Origin of the sequence: Streptomyces prasinopilosus (genome assembly GCF_001419695.1) — a bacterium.
GTDB lineage: Bacteria > Actinomycetota > Actinomycetes > Streptomycetales > Streptomycetaceae > Streptomyces > Streptomyces prasinopilosus.
This window is the reverse complement of sequence record NZ_LIRG01000151.1, coordinates 1-18,860: the sequence shown is the minus strand read 5'-3', so window position 1 is coordinate 18,860 and position 18,860 is coordinate 1. Positions and strand designations below refer to the sequence as shown.

Sequence of the window (18,860 nt, the reverse complement as noted above, 5' to 3'; positions counted from 1 at the left end):
GGGCGGAAGCGCACCGGGCCGGGTCGTCCCCGGGGAGAACGACCCGGTTCGGTCGGTCCGGTGGCGGCGCGTCAGCAGTTCGGGATCACGGTTCCGTTGTTGTCACGCGCCTCGTCGTTGCCCCAGCGCGAGAGGTAGTACGCGGAGACGTACGCTCCCCGCCCGTTCTTGCCCGCGTAGGTGGTGTCGAGGTCCGTCTTCAGCCACCAGTGGTTGTAGGTGCCGTTCGCGCCGCGGATCTCCTGGCCCCACACCTTGCAGTACACGTAGTTGGTGCCCGCGTTCAGCACGCCCTGCGCGTCGTTGGTGTTCGGCTGTGCGTAGCCCGTGGCGTTGGCGAAGGTGTCGACCCAGTACTTGCCGGTGCCGCCGCAGCCGTTGTCACTGGTCAGATGGTGGCTGCCGTACGAGCCGGGGTAGGCGAGCGCGGTTCCGTTGATCTTGATCTTCTGGCCGACGCCGTTGTAGAGCTGCTCGTAGTGGATGTGCGCGCCGGAGCTGTTGCCGGTGCTGCCGGTGGTGCCGATCTGCTGCCCCTGGCCGACGTACGCGCCGCTGGCGACGGAGAAGGCGTTCAGGTGGAAGTAGTACGTCTGCCAACCGCCGCCGTGGTCGATCTTGATGTAGTTGCCGGCGCCGTTCGCCTGGGAGTGTCGGGTGGCGGTCCCCGGGGCCGAGGCGAGCACGGGCGCGTTGTTGGTGGCGCCGCCGTCACTGCGGACGAAGTCCAGTGCCTCCCGGACCTCGGCCGAGTGGTGGCTGTACGTCCATTTCTGACCGCAGGCGTAGGGGGCCTTGAAGAGGGGCGCGGCCTGGGCGGGCGTCGCCGCGAGCAGGCCGCCCACGAGAGCCACCAGGCCCAGCAGGGCGATGCGTATCGAGCGCAATGCTGTCTCCGAACTGCGAAGTACGTGCGGTGGTGGTGTCAGCGGACGCGGACGGCGCCCAGGATGCCGTAAATTGATGCGTTCACGACAGTATTTTCGGGAAGATTGCCACGGAAGCGCGGCACTGACCTGCCTGCCCTGCCGGACCGGCGCCGTACCGTCCTGGCCCGTTTCGAGCGGGAGGCGAAGACCGCCGCCCGCCTCGACCACACCAACGCCACCACCGTGTACGACACGGCCGTGACGGAGGACGTCTGTTGCCTGGTGATGCAGATCGTCGACGGGGCGACCCTCGACGACGTGGTCGACGGCGCCGACGACGGGCGCCTGTCCGTGCCGACCGCGGTCTCCGTGGCCGTGCAACCGTGCTCGGGGCTCTCCGCCGCGCACGCGGCCGGCCTCGTCCACCGCGATCTCGAGCCGCAGAATGTCATGGTGCGCACCGACGGTCCGGTGAAGGTCCTCGACTTCGGTCCCGTGAAGGTCCTCTCGGACGACGACCCGCAGCCGACCACGACCGGTGAGACGCTCGGCAACGTCGCCCACGCCTCGCCCGAACTCCTTGCCGAGGTCAGGGCGCTGGACGGCCGCAGCGACCTGTACGCGGTGGGGTGCCTGCTGCACCACGTGCTCACCGGCCGGCCCCCTTTCGACGGCTCCGGTCCCGCCGAGATGGTGACCCGGCACCTCACCGCGCCCCCGCCCCGCTTCGCCGACCACGGCGTCGACGCCCCAGCGGCGCTCCAGCACCTGACGCACGCACTGCTCGCCAAGAACCCCGCGTCAACGAGACCGGCAGCGCGCCGGGTGCTGGAGGTGGCCACGCGCCTCCGCACCTCGGCCGGGTCGATGTCGACGACGTGCGACGACGGCGTCCACGGGCACACCAGCGTACCGGTCCTGGAAGTACTGCCAGTCGATTTTCTCGGTGTACGCGTTCATGGCGTGGGCGGCGAGCTTGGTGAACCAGTTGCCCGACTTGATGTCGTCCGCGCTCAGGCCCTTGACGAAGTCCTTGATCTCGGCCTGCTCCTGCTCGACGACCTTCCGGTCGGCGGCTTCGTCCGTGTCGGCAGCGTGCGTCGGCACGTCTGTCACGGCGCGTTCCCCCCTGACCGTTCCGCGGTCGGTCAAGCAGCGCGCCGGCTCACGCCGCACTGAGGCGCCTGTGCACGGGCGCTCGCGGTCGGCCGGGACGCGAGGCGTCGGGTCCGCCCGCTCGCGGCGGACCCGACGCCTCGGCCGTCGCAGCCGTTACGGCCGACGCGGCCCCTGTGAGCCCGCCGGTACTGCGGACATCACTTCACCACGACGTGGTCCCCGGACGACTTCGACGATCCGGTGGTGGTGTTGCCGTGGTACAGCCATCGCCACGTACCCGTCCCGGACGCCTTCACGGTCGTCCTGAGGTTGCCCGAGCTGTTCGAGTACACCTTCTTCACCGTGGTGTAGGAGGTGGTGCCGGCGGGCTTGAACTGCAGGGTCACCCGGCGGCCTCCGTAGGAGCCGTACTTCCTGGTCTCCCAGTTGGCCCGGGTGACCTTTCCGGTCACGGTGATGGTCCTGCCCTTGGCCACGGGTTCGGGCGAGGCGTTGACGGTGAGGCGGGAGTTGCGCTTGACGTGGACCATCAGGCCCTTGTCGTCGACGTCCCCACCGCCGCCCTTGAAGTACACCTCGGCTCCGACCTTCCAGGCCCCGGCCTCACTGTTGCGCATGTCCCACACGTTGGGGTCGAAGTACATCGTCTCGTCGAAGTCGCAGACGCCCGACTTCACCTTGATGCAGTCGCTCGTCTCAATGGCGTGCCACAGCCGGTCAGCCCCCTTGCGGTACAGGAACACCGCCGGCCACTCCCACTTGCGCGTGGTCGTCATTCGGAAGGAGGCGGGCACCGCGACCTCCCCCGACGCCCCGATCACGATCGGCTTGCCGCCGTTCACCTGGACACGGCTGAACGAGACCCCTCCCTCGGTCGCCCCGGCCGGGACCGCGGCCACGGCTGTGAACACCGCCGCCGCACCACCGGCCACGACGACTCTCCAGACCTGCTTCCCCACCTGGTCCCCAATCTGTACGGAAGGACACCGGAGGCTCATCCCTCCAGCGCCTTGAAGACGGTCGGCAACCACACCTGGTTGTAAGCCCGTTGATCACGATGGGGCATCGGACGATCCCCGCCGGGTGCGCAGCTCGCGAACCACATCGTGGACCAAATCGGCACACAGTCGCAGGCCGCGGTGCGCACCGTTCCGTTCCCTGTTCGGATGGCACTCGACCCGAGATCGGCCGACCGGCGTGAATGTGATTGCCGCGAAGGCGGTGCCGGCCCCGTGCGGTGTTACTTTCCGTGGCATGACCGATCACGCGCTACGGTTGTTGCGGCAGGACCGCCGCCTGGCCGAACTGGCGGCTTCCCCCTTCGACTTCGACCTGGATCGCGCCGTTCACGGTGATGTCGAGGAGGTCCGCCTCGCCTCGGGCGGGCCGCTGGAGCCGGTGGCCGGGGACGACATCGGCGGCCCGTACTTCGTGTGCGTGGACTGCTCGGTGCTCTACGCCGACTCGGAGGGCGCTGCGGGGATCATCGACTCCAGTGTGGACGAGGCTCTGGATCTCGTGATAGGCCAGCCCGGCTGGCGCGGCTGCACACGCCTGGCGCCGGACGACGGCGAGGAGGAGATCCTGGCGTGCGTCGCCGAGACCGAGGACGAGATCCGTGAGTACCACGGAATCGACGAGGAGCGGGCCGAGCTCCGTGCGGCGCTGGGCTTCCCGGAACGCTCCCCGGTCGAGCTGGTGCGCGGACTGCGTGCCGCGCTGCTGCGCACCGAGCCGGACTTCGTCCTGCTCGACGCGGATGAGGGATGCGCGTACGACCTGTCGGGCCCGACCGGGCCCCCGCTGTGGGAGCCCGTGCTCGCGGCGGGCCGCGCCGGTCTCGCCCGCCTGCGGGAGGGCGACCCCACGGCATGACGTGAAGTCGCCGAGGACCCGGTCCGGCGCCGGATCACCCTGCGGGCCGCGCAGTTCGACCGCGCCGAGGCCGATCTTGAGCTGCCGCGGCATGAGACACGGTCATCGATGACGGACGAACTGCGGCTCGCGGCCGTGCTGGTCGGGCTCCACGGGGACCCCGGAGATCTGCCGCTGCTGCTCGACGTCCGGGAAACGGACTTCGACACGGGGTGCGGCCTGGGTGGTGTGCCGGAACCGGGTGTGAGCGCGGACGAGTTGCGACGGTGGGCGCGGGAGCTCGACGAGTCGATGTTCGGGACCGACCCGTCGGACGAGCCGGCCTCCACCTGGACCGACCTGGCACGGGAGGCGGGCCTGCTGCCGCGGGCGGAGGACGGCCTGGCCGCCGTGCGCGACGCCCTGGCCGCCCCGGGCGACGACTCGCTGCGCCACTGGCAGCGGGTCAACCTCGGCCGTTTCATCGCCGAGGAGCACTACCGGCTCACCCTCGCCCTGGCCGACGCGGGCCGCCCTGAGGAGGCCCGTGCCCTCTTCACCGCCGCCGATGCCGTGCTCGGCGAGCTCTCGGAGAACGCCGCCAGGAGCGTCCGCGAGCTCGCCGAGCAGACCGCTGCACGAGTGCGGGAGGTCGCCTGAGGCCGGGCAGGGCGGGCGGTCGGTCCGCCAGGAAGCAGGGGCTGCCGAAGCAGTCTTCCCACCCGCTGCTCCGGGCGACGCCCGGGAAAGCTCGGGGCCGTTGTCGCCCGGTTCCCGGGATTCCACGCCACAGCGTCGCGCGATTGCTGGGAGGCGTTCGAGTTCTCGCCGCGCTCCTGTCCGGTGGGCGAGGTCGAGGGTCATGCCCACGGGGGCCGTGATGGAGAGAACGTCTTGGCGGGTGGCGGTGTCCAGGCCGAAGGCGACCGGCCCGTCACCGCCCCGCGACGATTGGCCCGCCTCCTGCTCACCCACCCCGACCGCCTTCGGGACAAGGGCGCGATACTCCTCGCCGAACTCACCGCCGCCTGCTCCGGGATAAAGCAACCAGCATCTCTTGTAAGCGAGTTCGGGCAGTTGCCCACACCTGCTCGCAGACAGCGGGAAGGAACTCGCCACGTGGATCGCACGTGTCCGTACCCGCGCCAAAGGAATCATGAGGCAGATGCATGGCCGTGCGGGCTTCGACCTCCTTCGGCATCGCATCCTCCCGCACTGAACGTCACCCTCCGCTGCCACCGATTACGTTACAGAGCCGCTCGTTTGACAGACCGGAGCCCGGTGGACACGATCTGGTGGGCGGAGCCGGTAGAGGGGACGGGACGGAACATGGCAATGGACGCGCTCGACTGGGCGGGCGACCAGATGTGCGTCACCTTCACCCGGGGCCTGGACCCTGCCGAGGTGTTCACCCGCTACGGCGCAGACCCGGACCGTTCCCGCCTGCTCGACGCGGATGCCGCCTCCGACCTGTCCACAGGGCAGTTCGCCGCAGGGGCGGTGTCGCTCCTACGGGCCGGAAGGCTCGGCGACTGGACGTTCTGCGTCGAGGAGGACGGCGTCATCGGCTCATGGCCCGAACTCCTCGCCGCGCTGTCCCGCGGCACCGAGACCTACAGCGTCCTGTCCACCGAGGGCCTTGCCGTCTTCCAGCACTGGTGCGACGGTCAGTGCCTGGAGAACTTCGAACCCGGTCCGGGACAATCCCGGCCCGAACATTCCGGCCCTTGGTGGGACAGAGCTCAGGAGGCCCTGGCCGAGCACGAGGGCTCCGGAACAGCCCCCGCCGTGGTCGCCCTCGTCCTCGACCATCTCGGCCTCGCCCTGGACGACGCGACCCTGGCCGCCCCCTGGCCCACCCTGACCGTTGCGGAGGACGACGCCCCGTCCGCGCCACGCGGTGACTCCTACGCGGGCGAGGGCCCGGTCCCGCCGGGCGTCATCGAGATCCTGTAGGTCCTCGGGACGTCTCCGTCGCCTCGTGTCCGTCAGGAGGCCGGCAACGGGTTTCGGCCTCCGGTACAGGCCGCTCCCTCCAGCACCGTGATGCCGGTGATCGGCGGCCTGCCGTACAGGACGAGGGTCTCGCCGGCGAGGGCGATGGCCCGCGACGGGTCACCTGCGCGGGACCGGAGTACGACGGACGGTAGGCGACCTTGTGCTGGGCGGGGTGCAGGAAGATCCGCCAGACGGTGAACGGCTTGTCGAGGATGTCACGCAGTTCGTCGGCGTCCGTGACGACGGCGATCCGGGTGCGGGTGTGCGCGATGGCGGTCGCGTAGTCGGTGGTGTCGACGGGCTCCTGCGAGGCCGCGTCGGCCAGCGCCGGCACGACGACCTCCTGCCACGTCTGCTCGACGCTCGCGCCGAGGGCCAGGTGCTCCAGCACCTTGTACTGGTCCGGCGGGAAGAACCGCCCGAAGACGTCGAGCTGTTCCAGACTGGTCAGTACGCGTGCCTGTGCGAGGGTGGTGGCGTCGATGCCGAGTGCGGCCATCTCCCCGTCGGAGACCTTCGCGAAGAGCCGCTGCTCCTCGGCGGGCGCGACGCGTTCGTAGGTGGGGGTCAGCTCCTCCAGGGTGGCGATCTCGCGGAGCTCCATGGCGCCGGTGACGGCGTTGATGGTCGCCTTCTGCCGCACCGCCCACTCGGTGGCCTCGTCGTGCGGACCGACCCGGAGCAGCACGAAGGTGTCGCCCGTTTCGGGCGCGAGGACCACGCCGCGGTACCCCTGGGTGATCCGGATGGTCCGGATCTTCCGGTCCCTGGCGCCCTTGAGGGATTCCAGCTTCAGGCCGGGGTTCTTGAAGAGCTGGTCGAGGGTGAGCCGCTCGAACTTCTACCAGGCGTCGAAGACGCCGTTCCTGACGTGCTTCTCGAGCTTCTCCAACTGCTGACAGAAGGCCTTGTCAAGGGCGAGGCGCGGCATGCCGGGATTTTAGGCCGTTCCGGCATGGCCGCGGTCGGGATTCGCGTGATGACGAGTCCGGCCGCGGCCTGGCCGACCACGTCCACATCGACCCCTGTGATCATCTGGATCGCGTCACGCCAGTCCGCGCGGCCTTTCCGAACACCGCCGGTGACTACCGAGCCATCGACGTCACCGCGGGCGAAGGCCGCGACCGAGTGGTTGTCGCTCTCCGGGTACCGGTCGCGTACGCACGTCCGGAGGTCGGCCGGTTCGGGCAACCGCTGACTGGCCGGAGGAATGTGCCTCTGAGTGACCTGTTGCTCACAGAGGAGTGTTCACAGTGGAAGCCTCACAAGGTCTCTTCCCAATGACGCTGCCAAGTGCGAAACGGAAGTGTGTCGTTGATGGTGTGAGGAGTTGGTGTGTCGTGTTCAATGACCGTCAGAGGTGGCTAACCTGGTCATAAAACGCACAAACCGGTGGGGGAAAGTGTGAAGCAGTCCAATGAGCCGGTCGTCTCTCCGGTGGAAGACCTGCTGCAGGGCAAGATCGTCATTCCGTCCATCCAGCGTGACTTCGTCTGGATGCGCACCGATGTGCGTGACCTCTTCGACTCCCTTTACCGGGGCTACCCCGTGGGCGCGCTGCTCCTGTGGGAGACGAATCTGGAGGTGCCCTTCCGGACCGCGGCAGTCGTCCAGTCCGCCAAGTCCTCCCGGAGGCCGCTGTATCTCCTGGACGGACAGCAGCGGCTCACCTCGCTCGCATGGGTCTACCGGCCCGAGTCGAAGGCTGATGGCCGTTTCATCGACCTCCGCTTCGACGTGCGGACCGAGGAGTTCGTCAACCCGAGCGCGGTGCAGCGCAAGGACCCGCTCCTGATCCCCGTTTCCACGATCCTGCAAGAAGGCGTCCAGTTCTACGAGCTCCTCATGGACGCCGGTGTCGAAATGGGGCACCCCGATTTCAGGGAGTGGACCAAGCGGCTTCAACGGGTCAACGACATCCGCAAGCAGCAGATCGTGGTGATCACCTACAGCTCCGACGACTACGAGGAGGTCGCCGAGGTCTTCGCACGTCTCAACAAGGGCGGGCGCCGGCTGTCCAAGGGCGACCTCGTCTACAGCGCGATCGCCGCCCGATGGGCGGAGGGCCTGCAGACGATGGACGCCTTCCACGACGAGTTGAGGGACATCGGCTTCGGACTCGACCGGGAAGCGGTTCTGCGTCTCATGAGTCTGCTCGCGGGGACAACGGCCCGCCACATCAAGCTGATCGGTTCCACCATGGACGGGGCCGCTCTCAAGGAGGCGTGGCAGGCCACGGAAACAGCCTTGCGTCTCGCCGTCGACTTCCTTCGCGGAGAGTGCGGTATTCCCCGATCGGACGTACTCACATCACCGAACGTCGTGGTCGTCCCCGCGCTGCTCCTCCATCACCGTCAGGGGAAGCTGCAGCCCGAGGAGGTCGGACTGCTGCGCCGATGGGTCTACACCGCGATGGCCTTCAGCCACTACTCCCTGCAGGTGGAGGGGAAACTCGATGCCGAGGCGCGGCTGGTCAAGGAGCGGACAGGGGAGCGCCTGTTCACCGAGCTCATCCGCCGTGCCTTCGGCCCGCGCTCCGTGGACAGCCCGATCCACCCGCGGGACCTGGAGCAGAAGTACTCGACCCATCCCTTCTTCCGTCTCCTCTACATCGCCGCACTCGAAATGAGGGCCAAGGACTGGGTGACCAACACCGCGATCAACGACCGGCCCGTCAACTCCCGTGCCAAGATCGAATTCCACCACGTCTTTCCTCAGGCGCGCGTCCAGTCGACGTTCCCCAAGGAAGAGTGGAACAGCCTGGCCAACCTCGCCTTTGTGACGGGCCATACCAACAAGGTGATCTCCTCCAAGCTGCCTGCGGAGTACATGGCCGGGATCGCGCCGGAGCGGCTGGCCGAGCAGTGGATTCCCGGCGACCCGGAACTGCGCTCCCTGGACCGCTTCCCCGCATTCCTGACCGCCCGGAGGCATCTGATGGCCAACGCCCTCAACCGGCTGCTGGGCCTGCCCGACTACACCGGCCAGGTCGTCCGCCAGGAGACCGACGAGCCGCCGGCCGACGAAGAAGTGATCGCGGAGGAAACGAACGCGCCGACGCCGACTCGGAATTGATGCCGACAGGCTCTGCGGGGAGCCACGTGGACCTGTCATAGGTTTTCTGCGGTTACTGCCCGCAGTCGGCCTCCACAGGAATGGCGGGGGTCGTCACCTCCGCGAGACGTACAGCCAGAGCCCGTCGCTTCGTTGACCGAGGCTGTTGGCTGAAAAGTCGGTCACGGTGCCGGTCGTGGCGCACGCGTCTGCGCGGAGGGATTCCCCGAGGGCTCACTGGACCAGTTCGATGTGGGGGTGGGAGGGGTCGGCCGGGCAGGCGTGGAGCTGGAGGTGGTAGCCGCCGACGATGTCGATCAGGGTGAAGTTGCCGTCCCGGGTGCCCAGGGGAGGCGGGGCCGGGTTCGCCGGTTCCTCCTCGGCGATCCAGGACGCGCCGATGCCGTCCCATTCCGAGGAGGCGATGGTGAGGAGCGGGACCTCCTCGGTACCGCACTCGGGGCAGGGGCGGTCGACGGGGTCGATGTCACCCCAGCTGGTCCAGCCGCCGGTCTTCCAGCCGGGAGCGGTGGAGAGGCCGCCCAGATAGAGCTCGTCCAGATCATCCATGCCGTACTGCGCGGGGTCGACCGTCCCCCAGCGGCTCGTGTCCTCCAGCTGAGCCCGAAGCTCCTCGTCCAGCTCCCCGGGGTGGGGGAAGTCGGTGACCTGCTCCGGGGAGAGCAGACACGGCTCCGGGAGGTAGGAGCCGTCCTGGATGACCGGCGGCTCGGGCGGTGCGTCGAGGACGTCGGTGACGGCGGCGGAGGAGCGCCAGAAGAGCGCGGTCCTGGGGTGAGGGCGTTCCGCGTGGTCGAAGGGGCACCACAGGACCTGGAGGAGGTCCGCGTCGGTCGGGCGGGGAAAGGGAACGTCCCGGGCGTGGAGCTGGGCGACGGGCAGGAGGGGGATCGGGCCGTCGAACCACGGGCGGCCCGCCCCGATCCGTTCCCAGACCGCCTGTTCCTCGGGGGTCCGCCGGGGTGCCTCGGGGTCGAGGCGCAGCCGCTCGGCCGATGCGGCACGGACGCGGCGGAGGAGCCGGACGTCGTCCGGGGAGTGGACCGTCCGCGCCGCGCGCCTGTCGTGCGGCGCGTCGCAGTACGGCCACGGCTCGTCGGCGGGCCACAGCAGCGGTCCGCCCACGGAACTGTCGTGCACGGTCGGGGACCCGGGGCGCGGGTGCAACCGGGTCGCCGTGCGTGCCAGCGGAGCCAGTTGAGGGAAGAGCGCGGTCACGTCGACCGGCCGCGGCGGGGTGGTGAAGGTGGCGTTCACAGCGGTGATGCTGCCAGCAGCCTCTGACAACGGGTGCACCGATCCACGTCGGCCGGCATCACACGGCTTCCCGGGTCGGCAGTTCCTCGGCCGGAGCGAGGAAGTTCAGGCCGTGATGGCGGTGTTCGCCGGAGTGGTTCCGCCGGTCGGCCTTCCCAGTGCGGCGCTGGGGCTCACACGCTCACCGCACTGAGCGTTCCAGGTACCAGGCCCGGATGCGGACGACGAACCGGGCGGACAGCAGGCGTCCGTCGGCCGGCTGCCGACCGGGCCGTACCGGTCACCCGCCGTCGAGTTCCTGGCGGAGCATGGCAAGGACCTCCGCGGCCTCCACGGCCACGTCGTGGTGCGGGCCGTGGACGAGTACGACGTCCTCGTACAGCGCCTCCAGGCAGGCCCGGGCCTCCCGCGGGTTGCCCCGGCCGATCAACAGCACGCCGATGCCGCGGCGCAACTCCACGGCCGCGTCGCTGACGTCGCTCTCGACGGCCCGTTCCACCTCGAGGACCCCCTGGAGCTCCGCCAACGCCTCGGATACCTGACCGAGTTCGCCGCGGCAGCGGGCGGCCTGGGCGCGGCAGTCGCGGGCAGCCTCGCTGGTGGGCCCATTGATGCGGGCGAACGCCTCGGCCAGCGCCTCGAACTCGGGCAGGGCCGCCCGGTGGTCGCCCGCCGGCTGCCGGCTGACCGCCTGGCGCTGCCGCAGCCGCAGGACTGCAATGAGCTTGCCGACTCGTATGGGCCGGAGGGCCGCCAACGACTGCACCCGTCCACCCGTACGGAGTGACAGCACTCGCCGGTTCCACCGGTCCATGCCGGGCCGAGCCCGGGAGTGGCCGCGCAGGGAGGGGAAACAGGGCACCCCCCGGTGTCCTGTCCTTTCGGCCGGCTCTTCACCTGCGGCGCCACCGACAACGGCGAGTACCTGTTCCGGGTCGCCGGCCCCACGGACGCTCCCGGTCACTGGCACGCCGTGGTCGACGGGGCGCGTGACTCTGGCTGGTTCACCTACGACGGGCCCCTCAGCCATCGGCTCACCGGACGACCCCGCGCAAGGCCGGCCGGCCGCGGTCAGTCGCGCGTGGTGGTCTCCCGGACCCACGGCAGCGCGAACCGCTCCAGCAGCACCAGGGCGAAGTAGAGCAGGATGCTCACCAGCCCGATCAGGATGATCGCCACCCAGGCGGTGGCGACGTCGCCGACCCCGCCGGCCTGCACGATCAGATAGCCCAGCCCGCTCTCACCGGCCTGGAACTCGCCGATGACCGCGCCGATCGCGGCGAGCGGCATGGCCACCTTCAGCCCGACGAAGATCTGCGGCAGCGCGGCGGGCAGCCGTACCTTCCGGAACGTCTGCCAGCGGGAGGCGTCCAGTGAGCGTGCCAGCTCGGCCAGGTCCGCCGGGGTCGACGTGAGACCGGTCGCGGTGGAGAGCACGATCGGGAAGAAGCAGAGCAGGAAGACCATGGTCAGGACCGGCTTCTGCCCCCAGCCGAGCGCCCCCACGAGCAGGGGTCCGAGCGCGATCTTCGGAACCGCGTTGACGGCGACCAGCAGCGGCGTGAACATCCGTTCCAGGAGGGACGAGGCGGCCAGGGAGAGCCCGATCAGCACTCCGCAGACGGTGGAGAGGGCGAAGCCGGCGACCGTCTCCACCGTGGTGTCACCGGTGTGCTCGAGGAACCGGGCCGGGGTCGCGGTGAAGGCCGAGAGCACGGCACCCGGCGGGGGCAGCAGCGCCGGGTGGACCACCGTCAGGACCGAGGTGAGCAGCCACCACACGCCGAGGGCGACGAGCAGCCCGGCCGAGGGCAGCAGCACGGTGCCCGCGCCCGTCCCGCGCCGCGGACCGGACCGCGGCACCGGCACGGGTGCGGGTGCGGGCACGGACACGGGTTCCGACACCGGCTTCGGCACCGGTACCGGCTCCGGGCCCGGCATCGGCTCCGGCACCGGAGCCTGTCGCCGTGGCGAGGGTCCGGTCGTCCCCTCCTCGGAGGCCCGGCCCTCCCTTTCCCCCGAGCCGCTCAGCACGGAGCCGGGGCGACGGCGTGGGCGCTCTCCGCCGGTCGGCGGCGGGGAGCGACCGTGCGGGTGGTCAGGGCGATCACGCCTTCGGCACGAGGTCGAAGTCGATGATCTGCTCGGGGGTCACGTCCCGCGGCAACGCGTCCGCCTCCCGCAGCATCGCGATGCTCTTCGCGACCCGCCCGGCGTCCAGTGTCCCGATCGTGGAGCCGGAACCGCCGGGCGCCACGTACGCGGCCATCAGCTCCAACTCGGCCGCCGCGGCCGCCGGGTCCGTGGCGTCCACGTTCCGGCCCAGGATCTCGGCGGCCTCCTCGGAGTGGGCCAGGCTGTACTCCAGGCCCTCGAGCAGTGCGGCGGAGAACCGCTTCACCATCTCCGGCTCCTCCTCGGCGAGCTTCGTCGAGGTGATCAGTACGTTTCCGTAGAGGTCGGGCATCACATCGCCGTACGGCAGGAGGACGGCCTTCTTCCCGGTCACCGCCTCGACGGTCGGCTCGCCCACCACGAACTGGCCGATGCCGTCCACCGTGCCACTGGCGAGTGTGCCCATCAGGGTCTGCGCGTCGCCGTTGACCCAGGTCACCTCGCCGGCGTCCACCCCGGCCAGCCGGGCGTACGTCGGGAAGAGGCTGCGCACGACGGAACCGGGTGTGTCGGCGAGCCGCTTGCCCTCCAGGTCCTCCGGGTCGGTGATCCCCTCGCCCTCGGTGGTGGCGATCGCGGCCATGGTGCGCTGCTGGATGGCGGCCACCGCGACGAAGTCCTTCGTCCGGCCGCTGCCCATCTGCAGCAGACCGCCCGTCAGGTCGATCGGCCCGAACTGCGCCCGGCCGCTCGCGACGGCCGGTATCACGCCGCCGGTGCCCTGGCCCGGCTTGATCTCCACGTCGAAGCCGGCCTCCTCGAAGAACCCCTTGTCCTTCGCGACCCAGGCGTACGCGTCCCGGCCGAAGTTGCCGAAGGAGGTCAGGTAGGTCACCTTCTCCTTCTCCGCCTTCGTGCCGTTCGCGCCGGAAGCCGTGCCGGAGCCGGATCCACCGCACCCCGCCACCAGCGTCAGCATCGTGGCGAGGGCCGTCGCGGCGACCGTACGGGCGAGTCTGCTCATGTGCACCGTGTTGTCCTTTCCGACCGCCGGCCCGCGCCGGCGAGGGGAGTCGAGACGGAACGGCGTGAGGAACCGCCGCAGTGCAGGACACTTCGCGCGAGCGACAGCGTACGAGAATCCCGCCCGCGTGACACCGGGTGCGGGGAACCCGCCGGTACGACGCCGGGTACCGCCGGGCCGCCGATCCGGCTAACCTGACGGCGCTTCACGCGTCGGACGGCGTCGTCCGCCACCGGGGGCGGAGGACGGGGGGAGGGCTCCGGATGATCGGCATCTCCGGGGTGTCCCGGACCTTCAGCAGCCGGTCCGGTTCCACGGTGGCGCTCCAGGGCATCGACCTCCACATCGCCGAGGGGGAGTTCGTGGCGGTGGTGGGCCGGTCCGGATGCGGGAAGTCCACTCTGCTCAGACTGGTCGCCGGACTGCTGTCGGCCTCCGAGGGCCAGATCACCGTCGGCGGCGAACGGGTCACCGGAGCCCGGCGGGACGTCGCCATGCTGTTCCAGCGGCCGGCCCTGCTTCCCTGGCGGTCCGTCCTCGACAACGTCCTGCTGCCCGTCGAGATCTTCGGCGGGCGCAGGGCCGAGCACCGGGACCGGGCGTACCGGCTGCTGGAGACGGTCGGCCTGGCCGGCTTCGAGAAGCACCGCCCGCACGAACTCTCCGGCGGCATGCAACAGCGCGTCTCGTTGTGCCGGTCGCTGATCGCCGGGCCCCGCGTCCTGCTCATGGACGAACCGTTCTCCGCCCTCGACGCGCTCACCCGCACGGAACTCGCGGCGGAACTGCAACGGGTCCACACGGAGAACTCCGCCACGGTCGTCTTCGTCACCCACTCGATAGACGAGGCGGTGCTGCTCGCCGACCGCGTGGTGGTGCTCAGTCCGCGCCCGGGACGGATCCGCCAGATCGTCGACATAGGCATCCCCCGGCCCAGGACGCTGGGCCGCACCGCGCATCTCGACGAAGTGGCCCGGTGCGGCGCCGAACTGCACGACCTGCTGAGGGAACGGGACGCGCCGGCGCAGGCCGGGAGGGAAGGGCGATGACCGTGCGGATCTGCGTCTTCACCGAACCCCACCGCGGAGCCGACTACGACGACCAGCTGCGCTTCGCACGCCTCGCCGAGGCCGGCGGGTTCGAGGGTTTCTTCCGGGCCGACCACTACCAGGCGATGAGCGCCGATCCCGGACTGCCCGGCCCCACCGACGCGTGGCTGACGCTGGGGGCACTCGCCCGGGAGACCTCCCGGATCCGGCTGGGCACCCTGGTCACCTCGGCCACCTTCCGGCTCCCCGGCCCGCTGGCCGTGATGGTGGCCCAGGCCGACCGGATGAGCGGCGGGCGGGTGGAGCTGGGCATCGGCGCCGGCTGGTACGAACGGGAACACACCTCGTACGGCATCCCGTTCCCGGCCCTCGGGGAGCGCTTCGACCGGCTGGAGGAACAACTGGCCGTGATCACCGGCCTGTGGCGGACCCCGGTCGGTGAGGGGTTCAGCCACCACGGTGCCCACTACCGGCTGGTCGACGCGCCCGCCCTGCCGAAACCGGTGCAGGTGCCGGGGCCGCCGATCATCGTCGGGGGCAGCGGCCCTCGACGCACCCCGGAGCTGGCCGCCCGGTACGCCGACGAGTTCAACATGCCCTTCAAGTCGGTGGCGGAGACGGCGCGGGCCTACCGGCGGGTGGCCGAGGCGTGCGAGCGGACCGGGCGGGCCGGCACCGGCCGGCCACCGCCGGTGCTCTCGGCCGGTGTCGTGGTCGCGATCGGCCGCACCGACGCGGAGGCGCGACGGCGGGCCGCCCCGCTGCACGCCAGGAGCGCGCTGCCGCCGGAGGACCCGGTGGTCGGCTCCCCGGCCCGGCTCGTCGACCGGCTCGGCGAGTTCGCCGCGATCGGCGCGAGCCGGATCCACCTGCGCCTGACCGACCTCACCGACCTCGACCACCTCGAACTCCTCGCGAGCGAGGTGCTCCCGCACCTGGAGGACGCGGCGCCCCCGGCGCCCCTCGCGTGAGGCCGCCCGCCCCTCGGTCGCCCGCTCCTCGGTCGCCCGCTTCCACGACGCGAGAGCGGGAGCCGTCCCGACGGCCCTTCCGCCGTGGTCACGAAGCAGCCGCGACAACGACACCGCGGCCCTCTTCCCCCGCACACGGGGAAGAGGGCCGCGGTGGGACGCGGACGGCTCAGGGGGCCACGGTGGCGGCGGGGGACTCGCCGTCCCGGCCGGCGGGGGCGTCGCCGCCGGCGGGCGTCTCTCCCTCGTCGAGGGCGATGTCCTTGGTCTCCTTGCCGATGAGCAGCGAGACCAGGGTCAGCAGCGCCATCGCCGAGAGGTAGACGCCGACCAGCCACGGCGAGCCGTCGGCGGCCTCCCACAGCGCCACCGCTATGAACGGGGCGACGGCCGCGCCGAGGATCGAGCTGACGTTGTACGAGATGCCGGAGCCGGTGTAGCGCACGCTCGTCGGGAACAGTTCCGGCAGGAGCGCGCCCATCGGGCCGAAGGTCATGCCCATCAGCGTGAAACCGAGCACCAGCCACAGCACCACGCCGAGCGTGCCCATGCCGATCAGCGGCACCCACACCAGCCCGAAGACCAGGATCGCGGCGGTGACCCAGATCAGGGTGGCGCGACGGCCGTACTTGTCGGCGAGCGGGCCCGAGATCAGGGTGAACGCGGCGAAGAACAGCACTCCGAAGATCATCATCAGGACGAAGGTGGTGTAGCTGTACCCCAGACCGGGCACGGCGGCGTCCGTCGCGGTACGGCCGTAGCTCAGCGAGAACGTGGTCATCAGGTAGAAGAGCACGTACGTCGCCAGCATGAAGAAGGTACCGAGGATCAGCTGCTTCCAGTGACTGCGGAAGACGGTGGCCAGCGGCAGCTTCCGCACCAGCCCGGCCTCACGGGTCTTGGAGAAGACCGGCGCCTCGACCAGGCGCATCCGCACCCACAGGCCGATCACGACCATCACGGCCGAGAACAGGAACGGGATGCGCCAGCCCCAGCTCAGGAAGGCCTCGGAGGGCTGCGAGGGGTCGGCGCCCGCGCTGGACGGCAGGAGAGCGCCGATGATCAGGAAGAGGCCGTTGCCGATGATGAAGCCGAGCGGGGCGCCCAGCTGCGGGAACGTTCCGTAGAGGGCGCGCTTGTTCTTCGGGGCGTTCTCCGTGGCCACCAGCGCGGCGCCGCTCCACTCGCCGCCGAGCGCGAAGCCCTGGGCCAGCCGCATCAGCACCAGGAGCGCGGTGGCGATCCAGCCCGCCTGCTCGTAGGTGGGCAGCACGCCGATGAGGAACGTGGCGATGCCCATGGTGAGGAGCGACGCCACCAGCGTGCCCTTGCGGCCGAGCCGGTCGCCGAGGTGCCCGAAGACGACGGCACCGATCGGGCGCGCGACCATCGCGGCGCCGAACACGGCGAACGACGAGAGCAGCGCCGTGGTCGGGTCGCTGTTCGGGAAGAAGAGCGAGGGGAAGACCAGGACCGCGGCGGTCGCGTAGATGTAGAAGTCGTAGAACTCGATCGTCGTGCCGATGAGGCTCGCGACGAGGACACGGGACCGCGAGTTGGCGGGGGCCTGGGCCGGACTGGTGGCTGGTGCGGACATTTTTCGATCTTTCGCACGAGGGCGGAGAACAGGCACCGGCGGTGTGCGCCGGCGGCCCGCGCGGCACCGGGCTCCCCCGAAGGGAACCGCATGTACCGTACAGGCGCCTTCAGGCTCTCAGACATCTCACTTGTCAGTCGTCGCGTATCAGGATGTGGGACGAGGTGAGGCGATGCCGAGCGCCCCGGTCCCGTGCCGCCGGGTGACGGGAAGCAACTCCCCTCCTCATCGGAGACCGCACGGTGCACGGCGCATGGCGGACGGCGCACGCCGTACGACGAACGGCCCGCGGCACGGGCCCGGGAGGAACCCCGGGCCCGTGCCGCAGGCCGTTGTCATGACGCCGTACCGGAGAGCCGCCGTGCCGGAGCGGCGCCGGATCGCGGTGCCGCCGGTGGTACCGGAGGGGCCGGGTCAGTCGAGGGTCTCGGCCTCCACCGGCTTCGGGATCATGAGGGACGTCGCGAAGGCGGCGGCCAGGATGACGACCCCGGTGATCATGCCGGCGGTGTAGTCGGAGGGCGACGTGGGATCGTCGGGCAGGGCCGCCGTCTTGACCGCGTACAGCAGCGCGAAGCTGAGACCGGCGCCCAGGTTGAACGCCCCCGCGTTGAGGCCGGGCAGGAACCCCGGATTCTCCTTGGGGGACAGGACGATGCCGAGCCCGTTGAGCACGATGTTCGCCACGCCCGCGTAGGCGACGCCGACCAGGACCGAGGTCAGCAGCAGCATGGCGCGGGACTGGGAGTCGATCGTCAGGATCATCAGGACGACCGCCGCCACGGCCCCGATCAGCCCGAACCGCAGGATGCGGCCGTACCCGAAGGTGGCGGCGAGCCGGCCCGCGAGGGGCCCCATGGCCAGGCCGGCCAGGGCGTACGGCGTGAGGGTCCACCACGCGGACTGTTCGGCGCTCATGCCGAGTCCGGCGTTCCCGTCCTGGGCGAGGGCCGGGATCAGCCCGTTCATGACGGCGAACACGCCCGTCATGGTGAGCAGGGTGGTCAGCAGGGTCGCCCAGGTCGAGCGCTGCTTCAGGTGCCGGGTGGCGACCAGCGGATGCCCGCTGCGGTTCTCGGTCCGCCAGAACAGGGCGAAGGCGACCGCCGCGACGACGACGAGGGCGGTCACGAGGAGCCAGTCGGCGCCGGCGAGCTTGCCGGCCTCGTTCAGCGCCACGAGCAGCGAGCCGACCGACACGACGAGGAGCGCGACGCCGGGCCAGTCCATCCGGGTCGCGGCGGGCGCCTTGGTCTCGGGGGTCAGGGTGGCGACCAGGACGGTGGCGAGGACCGCCACGACGGCCATCGTCCAGAAGACCGACCGGAAGCCGTAGGTGTCGGCGAGGAAGCCGCCGGCGAGGGCGTCGACACCGGCGATGCCGCCGTTGACGGCGGTGATCACACCGAGCAGGGTGCCGTACCGCTTCGGTTCGGTCACCTCCTGCCGCAGCATGATCAGGCAGAGGGGAACGACCGGGCCGGACACGCCCTGGATGATGCGGCCGACGAACAGCACCGGCACGCTCGGCGCCAGCGCGGCGACGACGCAGCCGACGGCCATCAGGGCCAGCATGCCGGCCAGGACCTTGCGCCGGCCGATGACGTCGCCCAGCCTCGGCAGGAAGAGCGAGAACAGGGCCGCCGAGGTGAAGAACGCGGTCTGGGTGAGCCCGATCTCGGCCGAGCTGGCCCCGAAGCTCTCCTCGATGTTCTTCAGCGCGGGGCTGAGCATGCTGGCGTTGAGCTGGAAGGCGAAGCAGGCCGCGAGGAGGGCGGTGAGCAGCACGCCCACGCGGGTGGTGCGGCGGCCCGGAGCCCCGCCGGGCCGGCTGCTCGTGGTGGTGGGTGCGCTCATGCCTCGACGTCGCCGATCCGCTCGAGGGCGTCCACCACGAGGTCCCAGAACCGCTCGCGGTCGAGCTCGACCGCG

At 70.5% G+C, this 18,860-nt stretch carries 15 protein-coding genes and 1 pseudogene; 7 read left to right on the top strand and 9 right to left on the bottom strand.

The window, feature by feature from the left end; all coding sequences use genetic code 11:
• Positions 1–71 precede the first annotated feature (71 nt).
• Positions 72–887, bottom strand: coding sequence for a M23 family metallopeptidase (locus tag AOK18_RS07755; protein WP_055693841.1), 816 nt, complete (start codon positions 885–887; stop codon positions 72–74).
• A gap of 105 nt (positions 888–992) precedes the next feature.
• Between AOK18_RS07755 and AOK18_RS34070 the strand changes: the two genes are divergently transcribed.
• Entirely contained in the window at positions 993–2,048 is a 1,056-nt protein-coding gene (locus AOK18_RS34070; protein WP_240503099.1) for a serine/threonine-protein kinase, read from the top strand.
• A 137-nt stretch (positions 2,049–2,185) separates the two neighbouring features.
• On the opposite strand, the gene AOK18_RS07745 is transcribed toward AOK18_RS34070, so the two are convergent.
• A complete protein-coding gene (locus AOK18_RS07745) occupies positions 2,186–2,947 on the bottom strand; it encodes a hypothetical protein (RefSeq protein WP_055693840.1) in 762 nt (253 codons plus the stop codon).
• Between the two features lie 295 nt (positions 2,948–3,242).
• Between AOK18_RS07745 and AOK18_RS34065 the strand changes: the two genes are divergently transcribed.
• The 3 genes from AOK18_RS34065 (at position 3,243) to AOK18_RS07735 (ending at position 5,798) form a co-directional block, all read left to right on the top strand.
• Positions 3,243–3,863, top strand: coding sequence for a hypothetical protein (locus AOK18_RS34065; RefSeq protein ID WP_240503098.1), 621 nt, complete (start codon positions 3,243–3,245; stop codon positions 3,861–3,863).
• 108 nt (positions 3,864–3,971) lie between these two features.
• On the top strand, positions 3,972–4,502 hold the full coding sequence (locus AOK18_RS34060) for a hypothetical protein (protein WP_240503097.1): 531 nt from the start codon (positions 3,972–3,974) through the stop codon (positions 4,500–4,502).
• 669 nt (positions 4,503–5,171) lie between these two features.
• Entirely contained in the window at positions 5,172–5,798 is a 627-nt protein-coding gene (locus tag AOK18_RS07735; protein ID WP_055693839.1) for a DUF6461 domain-containing protein, read from the top strand.
• Positions 5,799–5,955: 157 nt separating this feature from the next.
• Here AOK18_RS07735 and AOK18_RS07730 read toward each other — a convergent pair.
• Positions 5,956–6,771, bottom strand: a pseudogene (locus AOK18_RS07730) (DNA helicase UvrD); the annotation flags it as partial.
• Between the two features lie 473 nt (positions 6,772–7,244).
• Between AOK18_RS07730 and AOK18_RS07720 the strand changes: the two are divergent.
• Positions 7,245–8,915, top strand: coding sequence for a GmrSD restriction endonuclease domain-containing protein (locus AOK18_RS07720; protein WP_055693836.1), 1,671 nt, complete (start codon positions 7,245–7,247; stop codon positions 8,913–8,915).
• Between the two features lie 213 nt (positions 8,916–9,128).
• Here AOK18_RS07720 and AOK18_RS07715 read toward each other — a convergent pair whose 3' ends face one another.
• From AOK18_RS07715 to AOK18_RS07700, 4 genes are all read right to left on the bottom strand, one after another.
• Positions 9,129–10,172: a hypothetical protein gene (locus tag AOK18_RS07715; RefSeq protein ID WP_055693835.1), complete on the bottom strand. Its 1,044-nt coding sequence runs from the start codon at positions 10,170–10,172 to the stop codon at positions 9,129–9,131.
• 280 nt (positions 10,173–10,452) lie between these two features.
• Positions 10,453–10,938, bottom strand: coding sequence for a hypothetical protein (locus tag AOK18_RS32430; protein ID WP_055693834.1), 486 nt, complete (start codon positions 10,936–10,938; stop codon positions 10,453–10,455).
• Positions 10,939–11,243: 305 nt separating this feature from the next.
• Entirely contained in the window at positions 11,244–12,059 is an 816-nt protein-coding gene (locus tag AOK18_RS07705) for an ABC transporter permease (protein WP_240503096.1), read from the bottom strand.
• 220 nt (positions 12,060–12,279) lie between these two features.
• Positions 12,280–13,311 carry an ABC transporter substrate-binding protein gene (locus AOK18_RS07700; RefSeq protein WP_055693833.1) on the bottom strand — a complete coding sequence of 344 codons (1,032 nt, stop codon included), beginning with the start codon at positions 13,309–13,311 and terminating at the stop codon, positions 12,280–12,282.
• Between the two features lie 263 nt (positions 13,312–13,574).
• Here AOK18_RS07700 and AOK18_RS07695 point away from each other — a divergent pair, with 263 nt between their 5' ends.
• Positions 13,575–14,360, top strand: a complete 786-nt coding sequence (locus AOK18_RS07695; protein ID WP_055693832.1) for an ABC transporter ATP-binding protein — start codon at positions 13,575–13,577, stop codon at positions 14,358–14,360.
• Between the two features lie 2 nt (positions 14,361–14,362).
• On the top strand, positions 14,363–15,331 hold the full coding sequence (locus AOK18_RS07690; RefSeq protein WP_055693846.1) for an LLM class F420-dependent oxidoreductase: 969 nt from the start codon (positions 14,363–14,365) through the stop codon (positions 15,329–15,331).
• A 169-nt stretch (positions 15,332–15,500) separates the two neighbouring features.
• Here AOK18_RS07690 and AOK18_RS07685 read toward each other — a convergent pair whose 3' ends face one another.
• Positions 15,501–16,928, bottom strand: a complete 1,428-nt coding sequence (locus tag AOK18_RS07685; RefSeq protein ID WP_055693831.1) for an MFS transporter — start codon at positions 16,926–16,928, stop codon at positions 15,501–15,503.
• A gap of 414 nt (positions 16,929–17,342) precedes the next feature.
• Complete coding sequence (gene uriT / locus AOK18_RS07680) at positions 17,343–18,785, bottom strand: uridine transporter UriT (protein WP_055693830.1); 1,443 nt, start codon at positions 18,783–18,785, stop codon at positions 17,343–17,345.
• Between the last annotated feature and the right edge of the window lie 75 nt (positions 18,786–18,860).